This window comes from Ruegeria sp. R14_0, assembly GCF_017743975.1.
Taxonomy (GTDB): domain Bacteria; phylum Pseudomonadota; class Alphaproteobacteria; order Rhodobacterales; family Rhodobacteraceae; genus Ruegeria.
Genome location: NZ_JAGHRC010000003.1, coordinates 94,583 through 114,468, shown reverse-complemented (window position 1 = coordinate 114,468; position 19,886 = coordinate 94,583). Strand labels below are relative to the sequence as shown.

Here is a 19,886-nt window from a genome sequence, read left to right as displayed (position 1 = left end):
ACCGGCTTGACACGGTCATGCAGGCGCGCCAACGCTGCGCCTCATGACGGATATGCGCCCGGTTGGATATGTGATTGGCCTGTTGGTCGCCATTCTTGGGGCGACCATGATGCTGCCAATGGCTGCGGACTTCATCGAAGGCCGGGGAGAATGGCACGTTTTCCTCGAAAGCGGCATTATCACGATCCTGACCGGTGTCATTCTGGCGATGAGCTGCTCGAACGGGGTGGGCGAAGGTCTGACGATCCGTCAGACCTTTTTGCTGACAACCGGTGTCTGGGTGGCCCTGCCGTTTTTCGGCGCAATTCCGTTTCTGTTCGGTGAGACCGAGCTGCGATTTGTCGATGCGTATTTTGAGGCGATGTCGGGCCTGACAACGACCGGTTCCACCGTGATCTCGGGGCTTGATGATCTGCCGCAGGGCCTGTTGCTTTGGCGCGGCCTGCTGCAATGGTTGGGCGGCATTGGCATCATCGTTGTCGCCATGGTGTTTCTGCCCGAGCTGCGAGTTGGGGGTATGCAAATCTTCCGCTCGGAAGGTTTTGAAACCATGGGGAAAATCCTTCCTCGCGCGCAAGAGATCGCGGGCCAGATTTCCCTGATCTACGTCTTCCTGACGGTTGTCTGCGCGCTGGTCTATGCCGCCCTGGGGATGGGCTTTTTTGATGCTGTCGTGCACGCGCTCACAACTATCTCGACCGGCGGGTTTTCGAACTACGACGCTTCGTTTGGCACATTTTCCGGTCCGGCAGAGTATGCGGCGTCGGTTTTCATGATCCTGGCAGCCTTGCCTTTTGTGCGTTACGTGCAATTCGCAAACGGCAACACCAGATCGATCTGGAAGGACAGCCAGATCCAGGCATTTCTGGGCACGATAGCTGTGCTGGTGGTCATCATGGCGGTGTTCCTGACGTCGGTTTTCCCGCACCATTGGGAACAGGCGGTTCGGGAATCTCTGTTCAACATCACCTCGATCATTTCGGGCACCGGCTATGCCAGCGTCGACTACATGGGCTGGGGCAGTTTCCCGGTCATGATGTTCTTTCTGATCGGGCTGATCGGAGGCTGTGCGGGTTCGACGGCCTGTTCGATCAAGATTTTCCGGTACCAACTGCTGTTTGCGTCGATCAAAACTCAGATCCGCCGGATCCGCTCGCCCCACGGGGTCTTTACGCCGCAATATGATGGGCGCTCGATTGGCCCGGATGTTCTGACGTCTGTCATGAGCTTTTTCATGTTCTTCGTGGTCTCGTTGGGCGTGCTGGCCTGGGCATTGGCGTTGACGGGGTTGGACTTCATCACGGCTGTTTCCGGGGCTGCAACCGCGCTGGCCAATGTGGGGCCGGGTCTGGGCGATCAGATCGGACCGGCCGGAAACTTTGCCGGGCTCAGCGATACCGCGAAATGGCTGCTGTCGATTGGCATGCTGGTTGGCAGGCTTGAGCTGCTGGCCGTTTACGCCCTGTTCACCGTCCAATTCTGGAGAAACTGATGAAAAGACCCCTTGGTGCCCAGATCTCGCACATGCTCCGGGATCGCGGAGTGGATGTGATCTTTGGCATTCCCGGCGTGCACAATCAGGAAATGTACCGCGGGATCGAAGAGGCCGGCATCACGCATGTGTTGGCCCGGCATGAACAGGGCGCCGGTTTCATGGCGGACGGTTATGCCCGCGCGACCGGCAAACCGGGCGTTGCCTATGTCATCACCGGGCCCGGCCTGTGCAACATCATGACGCCGATGGGTCAGGCTTATACGGATTCTGTTCCGATGTTGGTGATGTCCTCATGCCTTGATGAAACACAGGGCGTGCACGGCCAACTGCACCAGATGAAGGACCAGCGGGCCGCGGCAGAAACTGTGACCGACTGGTCGCATCAAGCGAACACGGCACAAGCGGCTTACGGTCTTGTGGAACGCGCATTTGAGGAATTCGAGCTTAGCCGCCCGCGTCCCAAGCATATTCAGGTGCCCATTGCCCAGCTTGAGGCTGATGCAGACACTGCGCCGTTTCCAAACCAGCCGGGCTTGCGCACAAAAGTGCTGCCGCCGGATGTGGCGCCAGTAATGTCCATGCTGAACATCGCGAAACGGCCTTTGTTCATTCTGGGTGGGGGCGCGCGGTCCAACCTGTGGCGGCAGATCCTGACCCAATTGGGAGCGGCTTGCTTCACCACCTATGCAGGGCGCGGCATGGCCGGGCTGGGCTATGCGCTGGATTTCGGTGCTATGTTGCCGCGACCGGGCAGTGCCGACGTGATCGCGTCGGCGGACCTTGTGGTCGTTGTTGGCGCGGAATTGGGCGAGGTGGACCTGTGGCGTGATACGCTTGGTCATTCCGCTAATCTCGTGCGTGTCGATCTGGATCCGAAAGTTCTGTCGGATCACCACCGGGCGGCTGTCAAGTTGCAGGCCGATGGCGAAAGCTTCGCTCATGCCTTGTGGGCGGCGGCCGAGCAGATCCAACCGGCAACGGGATGGTCGGCGGACGAAGTCGCAGATGCGCGCAACCGTTGGCGCGCCGAGGTGGATGCGGAACGTCCCGGTATTGTTCCGGTGATAGACGCTCTGCGCGAGGCTATGCCTGGTGACACGATGATCTATTCCGACATGACCCAGTTCGCCTATGTCGCGAAAGAGGTCTGGGATATGGCCTATCCCTATCACTGGCACCACCCGACGGGGTTCGGAACGCTGGGCTATGCCTTGCCCGCCGGGATTGGCGGGGCCGTGGCGCGGCGGGGTAAGCCAACGGCTGTGATCGCCGGGGATTACGGGTTTCATTACACGATGCAAGAACTTGGTGCGGCCGTTGAATTGGGCCTGCCGCTGCCGATCATCCTTTGGGATAACGGTAAACTGAAAGAGATCGAGGACAGCATGGTGCGCGGTCAGATCGCGCCGAACGCGGTCGTCGCACGCAACCCGGATTTCTGCAAGTTGGCTGAGGCGTTCGGCGCTTTGTCGGCAGCGCCATCGACTTTGTCTGAGATGCAAGAAGCCGTTCGGGCGGCGTTCTCGGCGCCGGTCCCGACGCTGATCCGGGTCACGCCAGACATCCTCTAGGCAAAGAAAAACGCCGCCCGATGAGGGCGGCGTTTTCATCAGTTTGGTGTGCTTAGTCCCAGCAGTGGACCAGTACGGTCATCCCGGTCGCGCGGCGGTTCAATTCGTTGGGTGAGATTTGCGCTGTCGGCGTGCCCGACTGCCCCGAGATACCCGCCTTGGCCAGAACCTCGTTCAGACTGTTTGCGGTCGCTGCAAGGCTGACAGAGGCGGGCAGGGTGCGTCCTTCGGTCGGGGTCGGCAGCAGCATCCCCACGACCTGACCATTATCGTCAAAGATCGGCCCGCCCGCGTCACCCGGCTGTGCCGCCAGTGCCAGCCGTTTTACGCCGTCCTCTCCGTTCAGGCCGCGCAGGTCTGCGATCTGACCATATGTCAACGTCGGGGCGCCCAAAGCGCCCTGATAGGAAAACCCGGAAACCGCGACCTCAGATTGAAGGCGCGGGGTGTTTGCGCTGAACTCGGCTACGCTCACCGGTACCAGATTTTGGCTGGGGCGCAGAACCGCGACACCCAGATCAGCATCGGATGCGGCCACTTGCAGTTCTTGATCGCCGTCCAGAGTGATGCGTGTGCAGCTGTCAGCAGCCTCGGCCACGGTCAGCACCGTACCGCTGGCATCGGCAAAGAAACCCGAGCGGGTCAGGCGAGGCGTGCGGACCTGCAGCCCCGAAACCAGGTCGATCCGCTGGTCGGCATTCGCACCGGCAGCTGCATCCAGAACCGCACCGGTCGCGGTAAAGCTTGTCTGCATCGCGGCCAACACGCGAGCGCGACGAGCGTCGTCACCTTCGGGCCAGACCAGCATAAAGCCTTTGATCTGACCATCGTCCAGTCGCGCCTCGCCATGGGTCACAATCCCATTTCCACGCCCTTCCAGCGCAAAGCGATCTCCGCGCAATTGACGGGGACCATCGAGTGGAACGATTTCCAACGATTGCAGAACTTCGTACAGGGCGCGCAGCGTGGCCTGATCACCCTTCTGGCTGATCAACAGAGCCTTGGCATCCAGATCGGTTGTGCTGTTGAAGTGAACAAATGGGGCTTCGTACCGGTCAAAGTTCATGACACCCAGCGGCAGGTCCATGTTGATACCCGCTTGCGGGTCCGAGTACGGCTCCATTCCAACGCTCAGCAGTGGGGCGTTGAAATCGTCCATCAACGCCTTTCGTTGCGCAGTCGTCAGAACACCGGTCGCTTCAAAACCGTTGAACCGCTGCCAGTCGCCCATCGACCGGCGTGTACCCTGGCCAAAAGCGCCGTCGATTGTGGAATTATAGAAACCGGCGGCCTGCAGGGCGGTCTGCAGATCCATACGCTCTTGCGTACTCAAAAGGCGTTCGCTTTGCAGGGCCTGAGACCGCGTCTCGTCCGAGGCTTGCGGCGTCAGTCCGACAACCGGCTGCTCGGGCTGAGGCTCAACCGGCGGCGTGACCACGCCGCGGTCCAGAATGTTCGCACCAACCGGCCAGAACTGCTGCCCCAGCGCGCTGGTGAACGTGATGTAGCTGTCGGCAGGAATTTGCCCCTCGGCCCGGTAGACGCGCAAGACCTGCTCGGCGTCGCCGCGCAAATATGGCCCAATAACAATGGCGTACCAGCCAGAGTTCAGGCGAAACCCGTTCACGTCTGGCAGGTTGTTGGCATAGTCCTGCGCGCGCTCTTGCGCCTCGCGCAGCGATGGTTGTGCCTCGACCTGCACCCAGACGCCTGCGTCCTGCTGTGCGAAAACAGCGCGCGCGCCGATGAGAAAAAGAAACAAAATTGCCGTAAATATGCGAGTCATTGTCTGCCCGTGTCCGCAGTGTTTTATCTTTGCCGGACAGTATGCGAATTCATGTGTCGAAAGCCATGCCCGGAATACGGGGAATTTCCAGTGTGGCTGCGCAGTGACAGCATAAGGCTCAAGCGCCCGTTGACGCCCGTTGGCCCCTTGCATAGGAAGGACGAAACCCAACGGAACCGGGCGCAGTGGCGTCCAAAGGGAATGTCATGACCGAACAGTCCAGCGCACCACGTTCATTTCAGGAGATTATCCTGCGGCTTCAGACCTATTGGGCGTCGAAAGGCTGCGCCATTCTGCAGCCCTATGACATGGAGGTTGGGGCGGGGACGTTCCACCCGGCGACCACTCTGCGCGCGCTGGGGTCGAAGGCTTGGGCCGCGGCTTATGTACAACCCTCGCGCCGCCCTACCGACGGGCGCTATGGTGAAAACCCCAACCGGCTGCAGCACTATTATCAGTATCAGGTGCTGATCAAACCCAGCCCGCCTGATCTGCAAGAGCTGTATCTGGGGTCGCTGGAGGCCATCGGCATCGACATGGACCTGCATGACATCCGGTTTGTCGAGGACGACTGGGAAAGCCCAACGCTGGGCGCCTGGGGGCTGGGCTGGGAAGTCTGGTGCGACGGCATGGAAGTCAGCCAGTTCACCTATTTCCAACAGGTTGGCGGCCACGACTGCGCGCCGGTCTCGGGCGAGCTGACCTATGGGCTGGAGCGTCTGGCGATGTATGTGCTGGGCATCGACCATGTGATGGACATGCCGTTCAACGACCCTCAGTCGCCCAGCCCGCTCACCTATGGCGATGTCTTCAAACAGACGGAAGAGGAATACGCCCGCTGGAACTTTGACGTGGCCAACACCGAAGTGCTGCTGCGCCATTTCGAAGAGGCCGAGGCCGAGTGCGCGGCCATTCTGGCGCAAGAGCATGACGATCCAAAGACCGGCAAACGCATTATCATGGCGCACCCGGCCTATGATCAGTGCATCAAGGCCAGCCATGTGTTCAACCTGTTGGACGCGCGCGGTGTTATCTCGGTAACTGAACGCCAAGCCTATATCGGGCGTGTGCGGGCACTGGCCAAGCAATGCGCGGATGCGTTTCTTATGACCGAGGCTGCCGGGTTCGAGGCCTGATGGCCAGGTCAGGCCAATCCGGGAAGCAAAACCTTGAGGCCCGCCGCGATCATTCCGATCGCGATGGCCGACAGGATCATGCCCATGAACCGGCTCATGATCACGCGGGCATTGTCAGACAGGCGTTTGGCAATCGCGGACGCATTCCAGAACGTGACAAAAAGCAAAAGCAGAACGGCCAGGAAAACCCCTGCATAAACAGTGGCATCGAGCGCGCTTTTGATATGGCTGGCATACAGGATCAGCGTCGTGATCGTACCGGGGCCAACCAAAATCGGGAAGGCCAGCGGATAGAACGCGACGGTGTCGGGTTCGGGGTAGGACTCTCGCTCTCCTTCAGTGCCATGGTGCGAACTGCTCGGTTTGCCGTTCAGCATGTTCAGGCCGATCATCAGAACGACCAACCCGCCCGCAACGCGCAGATCATCGACGCTGATGCCAAACAGGCCAAGGGTTTGGTTGCCGACCGCCGCAAAAGCTGCGCCGAGGATCAGACAGTACAGCGCGGTCTTGGTTGCAACCTTGCGCTGTTCCGCTGGGGGCAGACCGTCCGTAACGCTCAAAAAAACCGGCAGGTTGGTGATCGGATTCATAATCGCAAAAAGCGCGCCAAAGAATCCCACGGCAAGGGTGCTGTCCATCTGAAACGTCTCATTTCGGCCTGTAAACAATTGGAACTTGTCCTATTTTTACCGTTCGTGAAAGAGGCATCGTAAGCAGAAGGGAATTGCGATGACAGGAAAGTTGCTTGCGATCATACTGCTGGTCTCGGCCGTCGTGGCCGGTGCGGTCATGTATTATTTGCAGATTTATGGCTTCTACTATGATGTTGAGCCTACGCCAGGGCAGGATGTCGTGTTGACAACCAAAGACGCGCAACAGCCGACGCCCATCGCGTATACCGCGTTTCAGGCAATTGACGCCGATAGCTCGCCCATCCGCTATCGTGCCTGTTTCGAAACGGATCTGGCACCTGAAGAGATCGCGCAGACCCACGTAGCGGTGGATCAGGTTGAGCCTTTGACCGCCCCAGGCTGGTTCGACTGCTATGATGCCGTTGCCCTTGCTGACGCTTTGAAATCCGGTCAGGCCCGCGCTTTTATGGGGGTGAAGAACGTCCACTACGGTGTGGACCGGATTGTGGCGGTCACAGAGGGTGGCAAAGGCTATGTCTGGCACGTGCTGAACAATTGCGGTGAAAAGGCCTATGACGGTACGGTGGTGGGCGAAGAATGCCCGCCGCGACCCCAAAACTGAGTAACCCGCCATGACAGAGAGCCTGCTCATCCCGGATTTCATTACGGCTACTCTGGGATTTGCAGTCTATCTGTTTGGTGCGCGAGTAAATGCCACCGTCCCGCTCTTACGGCAGTTCAACATTCCGGAACCGGTTACAGGGGGGCTTTTGGCCTCGCTCGTGGTTTTGTTCCTGTACCTTGCGTTTGATATCGAACTGTCGTTCGAACTGGAAACTCGGGACGCATTGCTGGTGCTGTTCTTTGCGGGGATCGGATTGAATGCCAGGTTTTCGGATTTGATAGCTGGCGGTAAACCGTTGTTGATCCTTCTGGTTTTGACGCTGGCTACAATAATCGCGCAGAACGTCATAGGTGCCGCAGGAGCGTCAATGTTCGGCTATCCGGCGCAGGCCGGCGTGTTGTTCGGCTCGGCTGCCCTGATTGGCGGGCATGGCACCGCTATCGCCTGGGCGCCCGAGGTCGCAAATGCGACGGGGTTGGACGGCGCAACCGAATTGGGCGTCGCTGTTGCAACCCTGGGGTTGGTGCTGGCTGCGTTGGTCGGCGGCCCCATAGCACGGTTGCTTGTCGAATCTCGTGGCCTCACACCGAACCGCCCCAACGAAGAGCACACGGTGGGACTGCCCGAAGAAGAATCCGCCATGACAGCGATTGACCACATGACGGTCATGCGTGTCCTGCTTTATTTGAACCTTGCAATCATATTTGGCTACGCTTTGGGCGAGGCGATCACAGCGGCAGGTCTGAAACTGCCGCTGTTTGTGCCCTGTCTGATCATGGGGATCGTGATCTCCAATATCCGTTCTCTGGTGGCTCCGTCCGCACCCCCGGTGGCTCGCACGCCGTCGCTTGCGCTGATCTCAGAATTTGCACTGGGTGCGTTTCTGGCCATGTCGCTGATGAGCCTTCAGCTGTGGACCATAGCCGAGCTTGGCATGGCGATTGCGGTCATCATGTCGGCTCAAACCCTGTTCACGGTGGCCTTTGTGATCTGGGTGTTGTTCCCCCTGATGGGCTCGAACTATCGTGCGGCTGTTCTTGCTGCTGGTTTCGGAGGGTTCGCTCTGGGGGCGACACCCACCGCAATTGCAAATATGACAGCCGTCACCAAGCGATATGGCCCATCGCCTATTGCCTTTATCGTGTTGCCCCTTGTATCCGCATTCTTTGTGGATATCGCTAATGCCATCGTCATTCAGACGATCGTCAATTTCTAAGGACCGAATATGCCCGACCTGCTGATCGAATTGTTTTCCGAGGAAATCCCCGCGCGCATGCAAACCCGTGCTGGCGAAGACCTGAAAAAGCGGGTCACCGATGGTTTGGTCGAGGCCGGGCTGACCTACGCCTCTGCCGCTGCGCTGACGACGCCGCGCCGCCTGACGCTGGCCGTCGAAGGGTTGCTGGCTGAAAGCCCGACGACCCGCGAGGAACGCAAAGGTCCAAAAGTGGGCGCGCCCGACAAGGCGATCGAAGGGTTCCTGCGCGGTGCGGGCCTGACCCGCGATCAATTGGAAGAGCGCGACACGCCGAAAGGCGCGGTTTACTTCGCCACTATCGAGAAAGCAGGTCGTCCGGCCGCCGAGATTATCGCCGAGGTGCTTGAGGCGACGATCCGCAATTTCCCCTGGCCGAAATCCATGCGCTGGGGCAGTGGCGGGCTGCGTTGGGTGCGCCCGATGCATTCGATCCTGTGCATCCTGACCGATGAGACTGGCGCGCAGGTCGTGCCCATGGAGGTTGACGGCATCAAGACCGGCGACACCACCGAAGGCCATCGCTTCATGGCGCCGGGCCGCTTTGCCGTGTCGTCGTTCGAAGACTATGCCGCCCAGTTGAAACGCGCCTATGTGGTGTTGTCGCCCGAGGAACGCGCCGAGCACATCTGGAACGATGCCCAGAACCTTGCCTTTGCGGCCGGGCTCGAAGTGGTCGACGACAAGGGCTTGCTGGCCGAGGTTGCGGGTCTGGTCGAATGGCCCGTCGCGCTGATGGGGCAGATCGACGACGAATTCCTGGCACTGCCGCCCGAGGTGTTGCAGACCTCGATGAAAGAGCACCAGAAGTTCTTTTCCGTGAAGAACCCCAAGACGGGTCGGATCGAACGGTTCATCACCGTGGCCAACCGTGAAACAACCGACAACGGCGCGACCATTCTGGCGGGGAACCAGAAGGTGCTGTCGGCGCGTCTGGCGGATGCGAAGTTCTTCTGGGAGAATGACCTGCGCGTTGCCAAATCGGACATCGCCCAGTGGACTCGCGCGTTGGAGAATGTGACCTTCCACAACAAGCTGGGCACGCAGGCCGAGCGCATCGACCGCATCGCAGCGTTGGCACGTGAGCTGGCCTCGGTAACTGGCGCAGATGCCGATCAGGCCGAGAAGGCCGCGCGTCTGGCCAAGGCCGACCTGAGTTCCGAAATGGTCTATGAATTCCCCGAACTTCAGGGGCTTATGGGCCGCTACTACGTTGAGGCCGCAGACGAAGACGCTGCTGCGGCGGCCGTTGCGCAAGAGCATTACTCGCCGCTTGGTCCCTCGGATGACGTGCCGACTGCGCCTTTGTCGGTGACCGTAGCGTTGGCCGACAAGCTGGACACCCTGACTGGGTTCTGGGCGATAGATGAGAAGCCGACCGGGTCGAAAGACCCGTTTGCCCTGCGCCGCGCGGCGTTAGGCGTTACGCGTTTGATCCTTGAGAACGACTTGCGACTGTCTCTGGATCGGTTCTTTGACAGCCAGCTTGTGCGTGCAGAAAGTGCGATCAATGACGCATTACCGAAATCAAGCGTTGAGGATTTGTTGGAAGAGATCGCCGATCACGGTGTGTTCGGTGCGGCCTTTCAGACAGTAAAAGAAAAGCTGGGTGATGGCCCGACCGCTGACTTTTTGAAATTGGAAAACAAGGTTCCGGACGCGTCCGATGATCTGCTGTCCTTCTTCCACGACCGCCTCAAGGTCTTCCTCCGCGATGAGGGCATCCGCCATGACATCATCGACGCCTGTATTGCGATGGACGGCAATGACGACCTCAACCTGCTGGTCAAACGCGCTCGTGCGCTGAACGCGGTGATCGCGACTGAGGACGGTGAGAACCTCGTTCAGGGCTTCAAGCGCGCCAACAACATCCTCACGCAGGCCGAGGAAAAGGATGGGGTCGAATACTCCTACGGTGCGGATATCAAGTTCGCGGAAACCGACAGCGAAAAGGCGTTGTTCTCAGCGCTCGAGGACGCGCAAGCCAAGATCGATCCCGCGCTGAAGGCCGAGGATTTCCCCGCTGCCATGTCGGCCATGGCTGATCTGCGCGGTCCGGTGGACGCGTTCTTTGAGGATGTTCAGGTCAACACCGACAATGACATCCTGCGCCGTAACCGTCTGAACCTGCTCAGCCAGATCCGTCAGGTCTGCTCCAGTGTTGCTGATCTGAGCCGCATCGAAGGCTGATCCAGAACGCCCTTGCGCCATTGGTGCAGGGGCTTATGCTGCGTGCAAACCAAAAGGTGCCGCAGTGCAGAATAACCCGAATACCACGCTGATCACGTCCGAAGCCCCTGTTGCCGCCAACACCCATGGTGGCCGGGCGAAATGCCTGCAACGTCTGGTGCGGCTGGACCTGCCAGTGCCACGCACGGTCGCGTTGTCGTTTGACGCCGTGCAGCAGATTGCCAACGGGCAGGTGCCCGATTTCAGTGCCATACTGGAACAATTCGACCCGGCCGCTTTGTTGTGCGTGCGGCCCAGCTCTGAGGACCCGGACTGGGGCGGGCCCGGGGCCATTCTGAACATCGGTATGAATGACTCGCGCTATGTGGATCTTTCGGATTCCATGGGATCCGAGGCCGCCGCCGCTTTGTATCTGCGGTTTGTGCAAAGCTACGCCGTCCATGTGGCCCGTTTGGACCCGGATGTTTTTGACGAAATCGAAGCGGATGGGCGCGAAGGTCTGCAGGAATCTCTGCGCGCCTATGAGGACGAAACCGACGAGGCATTCCCTCAAGACCGGGGCGAGCAATTGGTTGCCGTTCTGCGGTCGATGGCCCGGGCGTGGGATGGCACCTCGGCGCGGTTGTTGCGTCAGGCTAAAGGGGCTCCGGCGGATGCGGGGCTTGGTCTTGTCATACAAGAAATGATCCCAGGCGTCGGGCAGGGCGAATGTGGATCGGGTGTTTTGCAACTGATTGATCCGGCGACCGGTCTGCCCCAAATCACCGGTCGGTATCTGAGCCAAAGCCAAGGCCGAGATGCGTTGGGCGAGGGCGTCGCCGCGCTCTATCTGGAAAAAGATTCACGCGGGCCTTCGTTAGAAGATGTTGCGCCCGAAGCTTTTGCCGCGCTCAAGGCCCACGCAGCACTGATGCGGGTCAAGCTGCGCGAAGAAATGCAGGTCGAATTCGTGATCGAGAATGGCCATGTTCACATTCTGGACGGTGTGCGTGTGCAGCGCAGTGCGCGGGCCGCTATGCGAATTGCCGTGCGGCTGGCCGAGGACGGCATTATCCCTCCACAAGAGGCTGTGATGCGGGTCGATCCACATTCGCTGAACGAATTGCTGCACCGGCAGGTTCACCCGGACGCACGCAGGGACACGCTGACCACCGGTATCGCCGCCAGCCCCGGCGCTGCGACAGGAAAAATCGTTTTTACATCGGCCGAGGCGCAGGCAAGCGCCGCTCGTGGGGAACCTTGCATTCTGGTGCGTCGCGAAACTTCGCCCGAAGATGTGCGGGGCATGCATGCCGCGGTGGCGGTTCTGACCGAAAAGGGCGGAATGACCAGCCACGCCGCCGTGATTGGTCGCGGATTGGGCCTGCCTTGTATTGTCGGCGCATCCGAGATGCGGTTTCAGACCAAGAAAAAGCAGCTTACGGCTCCGGACGGGCGTGTGTTCAAAACGGGTGATACGCTGACAATTGATGGCACATCGGGACAGGTGCTGGCCGGGCAGCCAACGATGCTGGAAGCTGCGCTGGACGACTGTTTTCAAACCCTGATGGGTTGGGCCGACCAAGAACGTGATATCGCGATCCGGGCAAACGCTGACACACCTGCTGATGCGCAAACCGCGCGAAACTTCATGGCGCAGGGCATCGGGCTGTGCCGAACCGAGCACATGTTCTTCGATCCAGGCCGCCTGATCGTGATGCGCGAGATGATCTTTGCGCAGACATCCTCGGGACGTGCGGCGGTGTTGGAACGACTGCTGCCGATGCAACGTGACGACTTCGTTCAGCTGTTCCGGATCATGGAAGGGCAACCCGTTTGCATCCGTCTGTTCGATCCACCACTTCACGAGTTCCTGCCAACAACCCGCAGCGGCCAGCGTGAACTGGCTGAGGCGCTGGATTTGCCGGTGTCCGATGTCGAACGGCGCGTCGCCGCGATGACCGAGTACAACCCGATGCTGGGCCTGCGTGGTGTGCGTTTGGGTGTGACGGTTCCTGAGATCTATGACATGCAGGCCCGCGCAATTTTCGAAGCTACGCTTGAGGCCAGCAAGGACGGCGCGCCGGTTGTGCCTGAGGTGATGATCCCTCTGGTCTCGGCCAAGCGCGAGGTCGAGCTGGTCAAGGCCCGCATCGACTCGGTGGCTGCGTCTGTTGCGGCAGAGCAGGGGCAAGAATTCGAATACCGCCTTGGCGTTATGGTCGAAACCCCGCGTGCCTGCCTGCGTGCCGATGAGATCGCCCCGCAGACCGCGTTTCTGAGCTTCGGCACCAATGACCTGACGCAGATGACCTACGGCCTGTCCCGTGACGACGCAGGCCGGTTCATGTCGGCCTATGTGCGACAGGGGGTCTTTGTCGAAGACCCATTCCACGTGTTGGACCCCGATGGCGTTGGCGAGTTGCTAAAACTCGGGGCTGAACGGGGGCGCCTGGCGCAACCGGATGTGACCCTGTCGGTCTGTGGTGAGCATGGTGGTAACCCCGAATCAATCGCCATTTGCCGCGATTTGGGGTTCGATTACGTGTCCTGTTCCCCCTTCCGTGTTCCGGTCGCTCGGCTGGCTGCCGCTCAACTGGCGATTTCGTCCAGACTTGGGGGTTGACAGAAGGGGGCCACTCAAGAATTAGTAGATAACAGAAAGCGCCGTCGTCAGATATTGTTGACGAAACGGCGATTTTCCACTTGCTTTTTCGTCAGAACTGGACGTCGCCGTTTGAATTCGGTATGAGCCTCGTCGCGCCCGCCGGGGGAGGGTCTGGCGCTGAATGTGCCTGTGCGAGGTTATCTGATGCTACGATACATACTGGCTGTTGCCACATTGGCGGCAACCGTGCTGCCGAGTGTTTCCGTCGCTGAGAGGGAAGCCACCGAATCTGCCAAACGCGAACTTGTCACCCGAAGCGAATTGCCCGGGCAAAAGTTCCGTGACTATCTGGGTCTTTTCAAGCCGCGCAAGTCGCCGGTCCTTGAAAAGGTGTCTTATTCCAAGGCGTGGTTGGACAAACTGCCAACCGCAAAAGGGGACGAGCATTTCAAGTGCCTGGCCGAAGCGCTTTACTTTGAAGCGCGCGGCGAAAGCGTTCGCGGACAGTTTGCCGTGGCCGAAGTCATTCTGAACCGGGTCGAAAGCAGCCGCTTTCCGAACTCGCTTTGTGGGGTGATCAAGCAGGGGACAGGCAAAAAGTACCAGTGCCAGTTCACTTACACCTGTGACGGCCAAAAGGAAGTGATCCGCGAGAAAAAGGCCTATGAGCGTGTGTCCAAGGTTGCCCGCGCGGCAATCGACGGGATTGGCGTTGGTCTGACCGAAGGGGCGACGCATTATCACACCAAGGCGGTACGCCCGTCGTGGTCGCGCGTCTACAAAGAAACGGCCCGGATTGGCGTTCACATTTTCTATCGCCACAACTATCGGACCGCGAGCAACTGATTGACGCACCCGCGCTGGAACCTTGATGGCGCGGGTCGTTTTCTGTCCTATGTAGCGGACCAGGAGGTCCGCCATAATGTTTTCCCGCAGACAGTTTCTGCAAACGTCGACTGCTGTGTTGCTTGCGCCGATGGGGGTGCGTGCAGCAAGTACTGATCTGGTTGCCCAAGAAGCCGTGCAGCAGATCGCGCCCGAAGGCTATCCGACAACCCCAGTTTGGACCTATGGCGGCAATGTCCCCGGACTGGATATTCGTGTTCGGCAGGGCGAACGCGTACAACGAAAGCTGGTGAACAAGCTGCCTCAGCCGACGGCCGTGCATTGGCATGGTATTCGGATTGCCAATGCCATGGATGGCGTGCCGGGGCTGACCCAGGATGCGGTCGAGGCGGGCGCCAGTTTTAACTACGATTTCGTGGCGCCAGATGCCGGAACGTACTGGTACCATTCGCACAATCGCTCGATGGAGCAGGTCGCACGCGGATTGTACGGCCCGTTGATTGTTGAGGAGGCCAGCCCACCCGATGTCGATCGCGATCTGACGTTGATGCTGGATGACTGGCGGCTTGACCCCGACACTGCGCATATCGTCAACGATTTCGACAATGGTCACGACCTGAGCCATGCAGGAAGGCTTGGTAACCTTGTGACCGTCAATGGTCGGTTTGACCCGGACTATCCTGTCGGGACCGCAGAGCGTCTGCGGCTTCGGCTGATCAATGCTTCCAACGCACGGATCTATGACCTGAGTTTGGATGGACTGACTGGCTGGATCGTCGCGCTGGACGGTATGCCGCTGGCGCAGCCTTTGCCCGTTGAGGGAACATTCCCGCTTGCTCCGGCGCAGAGGGTTGATCTGATCGTTGACGTGACCGCTAAGGCGCAAGGGATCGCAAGCCTTGTGAGCGTCGAAAGGGACGGTGGGTTCGGTCTAGCGCGGTTCCCGGTTTCTGAGGGAGCAGCAGCGACACCCCGGCAGGAGATTGATCCGTTGCCACCCAATAGCATGCCCGAAGTTCAGTACGATGACGCACCGTTGCACCGGATGGTTATGCAAGGCGGTGCGATGCGGTGGCTTGATGCGGCGAAGATTGGCGATACCGAGCTTTCTGGGCGCGAGCTGGCGCAGCTTGGCAGGTTCTGGGCGCTAAACGGATATGCCGAACGCCCCAAAGAACCATTTCTGGATGCGCGCCTGGGTCAGACGCATCGGATCGAGTTTGTGAACGAAACAGCCTTTCCGCATGCGATGCACCTGCACGGGCATCATTTCCGGGTTGTGCTGCAGGATGGCACCCTTGGCCCTTGGCGCGATACGGTGTTGGTCGAACGGGGCCAGGCCCGACAAATCGCGCTTGTGGCGGACAATCCGGGCGACTGGCTGCTGCATTGCCACATGCTGGGGCACGCCGCATCAGGTATGATGAGCTGGTTTCGCGTCAGCTGACGCCGTTTTCTGTGGCTGGAAAGACGCATGTCGCGGTGTTATACGCCCCGGCATCGTTTAGCTTGCCCCAAACGCGAACACTGCCCGAAAAGGTTTGTCTGTATGAGCTCTGAAATCCGTCTTGCTTTTGCGCACCCCTCCGAGCGGTCCGAGGCGACTGCGACGCGGGGGCCACTAGACCGTATTTCCCTGCGTGACCACATTGTCGAGGTTGAGATCGGCGCGTTTCAGGCCGAACGGGGCACCACCCAGCGGATTTGCTTTAACATCGTGGTGGAAGTGCGCCCGCTGACGGATCCAATCGACGACGATGTGGATCGGATCCTGTCCTACGACCGAGTGACCGAGGCGATTGCCTATGAACTGGCCGCAGAACGCCTGAACCTGCTGGAAACTCTGGCAGATCGGGTGGCTGAGCGCATTTTGCTTGAGCCTCAGGCTGTAAGGGCCTTTGTGAGAATAGAAAAACTGGATCGTGGCCCGGGCGCGCTGGGGGTCGAGATTGTACGTGGCAAGGACGCTGTTCAACACGACATGGTCGAGGAAGAACGTCCACATCCACGGCTGGTATTTCTATCCAACGAAGCGATCACGTCGTCCAATCTAACCGGATGGATCGACCAGCTGGAAAACCGCCAACGTCCTCTGATCCTGTGTGTGGGCGCGGCTGAAATGCCTGTCTCGCAGACCGGTCACGCTATGACGCAACGCCGGATTGACCTGCTCGCGATTGAACAAAACGCCTGGGTGCTGGCCGCCAGAGATCACCGCTGTGTGGTCGTTTCAACGCGAACCGAGTTGGACTGGGCCATGAAGAACGGTCAGATCTGCGTCTGGGCCCCGTCGAAAATCGTTCTGGATGCGGTCGACGGACCTTCTGCGGCACCCTCCGATGCCGTCGCCTTGGCGGCGTGGTTTGCCGCAACCTTCGAAGCGAGCGAGATGATGGTGATCGGTGGCGCGCTGCCAGACGCCCCTAAAACGCCGCTTCGTGCGATCCCGGTGGATCAGGCGCAACTGTGACCACCTATTTTCGTCCCCTCGTTCAGCATGGGCCGAACCGTCCAGCGGGTGCGGTTCCGCTTGCAGGGCAGTCCTTGTGGTTCACGCATGTCGAACAGTTAAGTCGCGAACAAGAGGCCTGCGTCATTGCAGCCGAGAATGTGCCCGACGAAGCGATGGATCGCCTGACGCGTCCGCGCGCCGACATCTCGGGCCTTGCGATGGACCGCCCGCATATCATGGGGATTCTAAACGCGACACCGGACAGTTTTTCGGACGGTGGGGTACACAACTCGGTTCAAGCAGCACAGGCAGCGGCCGAGTTGATGGCGTCTGAGGACGCAACCATTCTGGATATTGGCGGCGAATCGACCCGACCCGGAGCCTCTTTTGTATCCGAAGCCGAGGAAATCGCGCGCACGCGGCCCTTGATCGAGGCGATCCGCGCCCGCACGAACACGCTGATCTCTATCGATACGCGCAAATCCGCCGTCGCAAAGGCGGCGTGGGACGCCGGAGCGGGGCTGATCAACGATGTCTCGGGCTTTACTTTTGATCCGCAACTGGCACCTTTTTGCGCCGAAGTCGGTGCGCCGGTCTGCGTGATGCACATGCAGGGTGATCCGGCAACGATGCAGGACAACCCGAGCTATGACGACGTTCTGCTCGACGTCTACGATTTCTTAGGCGGTCAGGTGGCCTATCTGGAAAAGCTCGGGCTCAAGCGAGACCAGATCATCGTCGATCCGGGCATCGGTTTCGGCAAGACCGAAGCGCACAATCTGGCCCTGCTTCAGGGTCTCAGCCTGTTCCATGGACTGGGCTGTCCGATTCTGCTGGGCGTGTCTCGTAAAGGTATCATCGGCCAGATTGGCAAAGAGCCGCGCAAAGACGCCCGCGCCCCAGGATCAATCGCGGTGGGGCTGGCTGGATTGTCACAAGGCGTGCAAATTCTGCGGGTGCACGACGTGGCCGAGACCGCTCAGGCCTTGCGTCTTTGGGCTGCCGTCCGTTAATCCCATCGCAAGCAAGAAATGACGGAGTATTACCATGCGCAAGCTGTTCGGGACCGACGGGGTGCGGGGCACAGCGAACACCCATCCGATCACGGCCGAGATGGCGCTGCGCATCGGTGCTGCGGCTGGACGTTACTTCCGTCGCGATCAATCTGATGTGCACCGCGTGGTGATCGGCAAGGACACACGTCTGTCCGGTTACATGCTGGAGAACGCACTGACAGCCGGGCTGACCTCGACCGGCATGAATGTGCTGTTGCTGGGGCCCGTGCCAACGCCTGCGGTTGGGTTGATGACCCGTTCAATGCGTGCCGATGTGGGGATAATGATTTCTGCCAGCCACAACCCGGCCGAAGATAATGGTATCAAGTTCTTTGGCCCCGATGGCTATAAACTGTCCGATCAGGCCGAGATCGAGATCGAGCGCTTGATTGACGAGGGTGTAAGCCCGGCACAGGCAAAGAATATCGGTCGCGCCCGCCGGGTTGACGATGCGCGTTTTCGGTATGGTGAGCGGGTGAAGTCCTCGCTGCCGCGCGATCTGCGTCTCGACGGGTTGAAAGTGGTTGTCGATTGCGCCAATGGCGCCGCGCACCGCACCGCGCCCGAGGTCCTGTGGGAGCTGGGCGCCGACGTGATCCCGGTCGGGATCGCACCGAATGGTAAAAACATTAACCTCAATTGCGGATCGACCCAGCCGCAACTGGCTGCGGAAACCGTTGTCGCCCATGGCGCGGATGTCGGGATCTGTCTGGACGGGGACGCCGATCGGGTCGTCATCGTCGATGAGCATGGGCAGATTGCAGATGGTGATCAGTTGATGGCCTTGCTGGCGACCAGCTGGGCCAAGGCAGAGCGTCTGAAGGGCGGTGCTCTGGTCGCGACGGTGATGTCCAACCTTGGTCTGGAACGACATCTGGAAAGCCGGGGCCTGCATCTGGAACGCACCGGCGTAGGTGATCGATACGTTGTCGAGCGAATGCGCGATGGTGGGTTTAACCTGGGCGGTGAACAATCCGGCCATATCGTCATGAGCGATTATGCGACCACCGGAGACGGTCTGATGGCGGGCCTCCATTTCCTAGCGGAGATGGTTCTTTCAGGCCGCAAAGCTTCGGACCTGTCTGTGCAGTTTGAAACCGTGCCGCAATTGTTGAAGAACGTGCGTTATGGAGAAGGGCAGACCCCGCTTGAAATGGCCAGCGTACAGGCTGCGATTGCGGATGCGGAATCGCGGCTGAACGGGCAGGGGCGCCTGTTGATCCGCAAATCGGGAACGGAACCTCTAATCCGTGTAATGGCGGAATGTGAGGATGATGCGCTGCTGACTCAGGTCGTCGATGGGATCGTTGCCGAGGTTGAAGCCGTCGCGGGTTAACGTCCCAGCAGCATTTTTTGCAGGCTGAACCACTGGCTGATGGCAAGTCCCGTCAGGATCAGGGCTAGTGCTGCATAAAACCGAAGGGGCAGAGATTCGGACAGAACCCATGCCCCGAACACCATCGACCAGACCGGCACCTGATAGTTGACGAGGGTCATGAAGACCGATCCTGCGCTGCGGATGACAGACACGCGCAGCAGTGTCGCCAACGCGGTGGGCACCAGTCCAAGCACGATGATGGCGATGCTGGGACGCGTGCCTTGCCAAGTCGGTAACCCTTCGGTGGCCAGCATGATCGGCACCAGGATCACCGCGCCGACGACGAGGGTAAGGGCCGCCAGCACCACCGGATCAATGGGCGGACATTGACGCGTGAAAATCGAGGCAAAGGAATAACACAAGGCAGCTCCGATACAGGCCAGCTGCGCCAGCGGCTCGGCCCCTTGACCAAGGTTCGCAAGACCGGGGCCTATCAAAACCAATGCGCCGCAGAACCCAAGAGATACGCCCACAAAACGCCGCAGGTTCAACGGCTCATCCGAAAAGAAATGCGCCAGCGGCAAAACCATTAGCGGGATTGCGGCCATGGAAAGTCCTGCAAAGGCAGAGGGTACGTATTGCTGACCCCAGCTTAGCAGTACGAAGGGCAGCGCTGACGACAAAATTCCGATCACGATCACCGAGGTCCAAAGCGCGGCAGACCCGGTCGGCATTTTCCGGTTCGTGACCGCCATCAGCCCCAGCAACATTACCGCGCCCAGGGTTGTGCGCGCAGTGGCAACGGTGATCGGCCCATAACCTTCCAGCGCCATGGCGACGACCATGAAGGTGCCACCCCAGATCAGTCCCAGGGCGATAACCCCGCTCCAGTCGCGGGATGTGGGTTGTTGGACCATCTGCGTCTCGGCTTTGGG

Annotated in this window: 15 protein-coding genes; 12 read left to right on the top strand and 3 right to left on the bottom strand. The window is 59.7% G+C overall.

Annotated features, from left to right (window positions below; all coding sequences use genetic code 11):
* Nucleotides 1-43 precede the first annotated feature (43 nt).
* Nucleotides 44-1,492: a TrkH family potassium uptake protein gene (locus tag J7416_RS10300; protein ID WP_209224691.1), complete on the top strand. Its 1,449-nt coding sequence runs from the start codon at nucleotides 44-46 to the stop codon at nucleotides 1,490-1,492.
* Entirely contained in the window at nucleotides 1,492-3,066 is a 1,575-nt protein-coding gene (locus tag J7416_RS10295; RefSeq protein ID WP_209224690.1) for a thiamine pyrophosphate-binding protein, read from the top strand. The genes J7416_RS10300 and J7416_RS10295 overlap by 1 nt, the downstream gene beginning before the upstream one ends.
* Before the next feature lie 52 nt (nucleotides 3,067-3,118).
* Here J7416_RS10295 and J7416_RS10290 read toward each other — a convergent pair whose 3' ends face one another.
* A complete protein-coding gene (locus J7416_RS10290; RefSeq protein WP_209224689.1) occupies nucleotides 3,119-4,852 on the bottom strand; it encodes a serine protease in 1,734 nt (577 codons plus the stop codon).
* A 206-nt stretch (nucleotides 4,853-5,058) separates the two neighbouring features.
* Between J7416_RS10290 and J7416_RS10285 the strand changes: the two genes are divergently transcribed.
* The gene (locus J7416_RS10285; protein WP_209224688.1) at nucleotides 5,059-5,988 is read left to right on the top strand and encodes a glycine--tRNA ligase subunit alpha; all 930 of its coding nucleotides are present in this window, start codon (nucleotides 5,059-5,061) and stop codon (nucleotides 5,986-5,988) included.
* A gap of 8 nt (nucleotides 5,989-5,996) precedes the next feature.
* Here the strand turns inward: J7416_RS10285 and J7416_RS10280 are convergent, their stop codons facing one another.
* Entirely contained in the window at nucleotides 5,997-6,629 is a 633-nt protein-coding gene (locus J7416_RS10280; RefSeq protein WP_209224686.1) for a MarC family protein, read from the bottom strand.
* 91 nt (nucleotides 6,630-6,720) lie between these two features.
* On the opposite strand from J7416_RS10280, the gene J7416_RS10275 reads away from it, so the two are divergent.
* From J7416_RS10275 to glmM, 9 genes are all read left to right on the top strand, one after another.
* On the top strand, nucleotides 6,721-7,245 hold the full coding sequence (locus J7416_RS10275) for a DUF6446 family protein (protein ID WP_209224684.1): 525 nt from the start codon (nucleotides 6,721-6,723) through the stop codon (nucleotides 7,243-7,245).
* Between the two features lie 10 nt (nucleotides 7,246-7,255).
* Entirely contained in the window at nucleotides 7,256-8,464 is a 1,209-nt protein-coding gene (gene gltS / locus J7416_RS10270) for a sodium/glutamate symporter (protein WP_209224682.1), read from the top strand.
* 9 nt (nucleotides 8,465-8,473) lie between these two features.
* A complete protein-coding gene (gene glyS / locus J7416_RS10265) occupies nucleotides 8,474-10,693 on the top strand; it encodes a glycine--tRNA ligase subunit beta (protein ID WP_209224680.1) in 2,220 nt (739 codons plus the stop codon).
* A gap of 64 nt (nucleotides 10,694-10,757) precedes the next feature.
* Nucleotides 10,758-13,298 carry a putative PEP-binding protein gene (locus tag J7416_RS10260; RefSeq protein ID WP_209224678.1) on the top strand — a complete coding sequence of 847 codons (2,541 nt, stop codon included), beginning with the start codon at nucleotides 10,758-10,760 and terminating at the stop codon, nucleotides 13,296-13,298.
* Nucleotides 13,299-13,484: 186 nt separating this feature from the next.
* On the top strand, nucleotides 13,485-14,126 hold the full coding sequence (locus tag J7416_RS10255; protein ID WP_209224676.1) for a cell wall hydrolase: 642 nt from the start codon (nucleotides 13,485-13,487) through the stop codon (nucleotides 14,124-14,126).
* 76 nt (nucleotides 14,127-14,202) lie between these two features.
* The gene (locus J7416_RS10250; RefSeq protein WP_247744234.1) at nucleotides 14,203-15,573 is read left to right on the top strand and encodes a multicopper oxidase family protein; all 1,371 of its coding nucleotides are present in this window, start codon (nucleotides 14,203-14,205) and stop codon (nucleotides 15,571-15,573) included.
* Between the two features lie 102 nt (nucleotides 15,574-15,675).
* Entirely contained in the window at nucleotides 15,676-16,596 is a 921-nt protein-coding gene (locus J7416_RS10245; protein ID WP_209224674.1) for a dihydroneopterin aldolase, read from the top strand.
* On the top strand, nucleotides 16,593-17,591 hold the full coding sequence (folP, locus tag J7416_RS10240) for a dihydropteroate synthase (RefSeq protein ID WP_209224672.1): 999 nt from the start codon (nucleotides 16,593-16,595) through the stop codon (nucleotides 17,589-17,591). Before J7416_RS10245 ends, folP begins: the two co-directional genes overlap by 4 nt.
* 34 nt (nucleotides 17,592-17,625) lie before the next feature.
* Nucleotides 17,626-18,969: a phosphoglucosamine mutase gene (gene glmM / locus J7416_RS10235; protein WP_209224670.1), complete on the top strand. Its 1,344-nt coding sequence runs from the start codon at nucleotides 17,626-17,628 to the stop codon at nucleotides 18,967-18,969.
* Here glmM and J7416_RS10230 read toward each other — a convergent pair.
* On the bottom strand, nucleotides 18,966-19,868 hold the full coding sequence (locus J7416_RS10230; RefSeq protein ID WP_209224668.1) for a DMT family transporter: 903 nt from the start codon (nucleotides 19,866-19,868) through the stop codon (nucleotides 18,966-18,968). The genes glmM and J7416_RS10230 overlap by 4 nt on opposite strands.
* Nucleotides 19,869-19,886 lie beyond the last annotated feature (18 nt).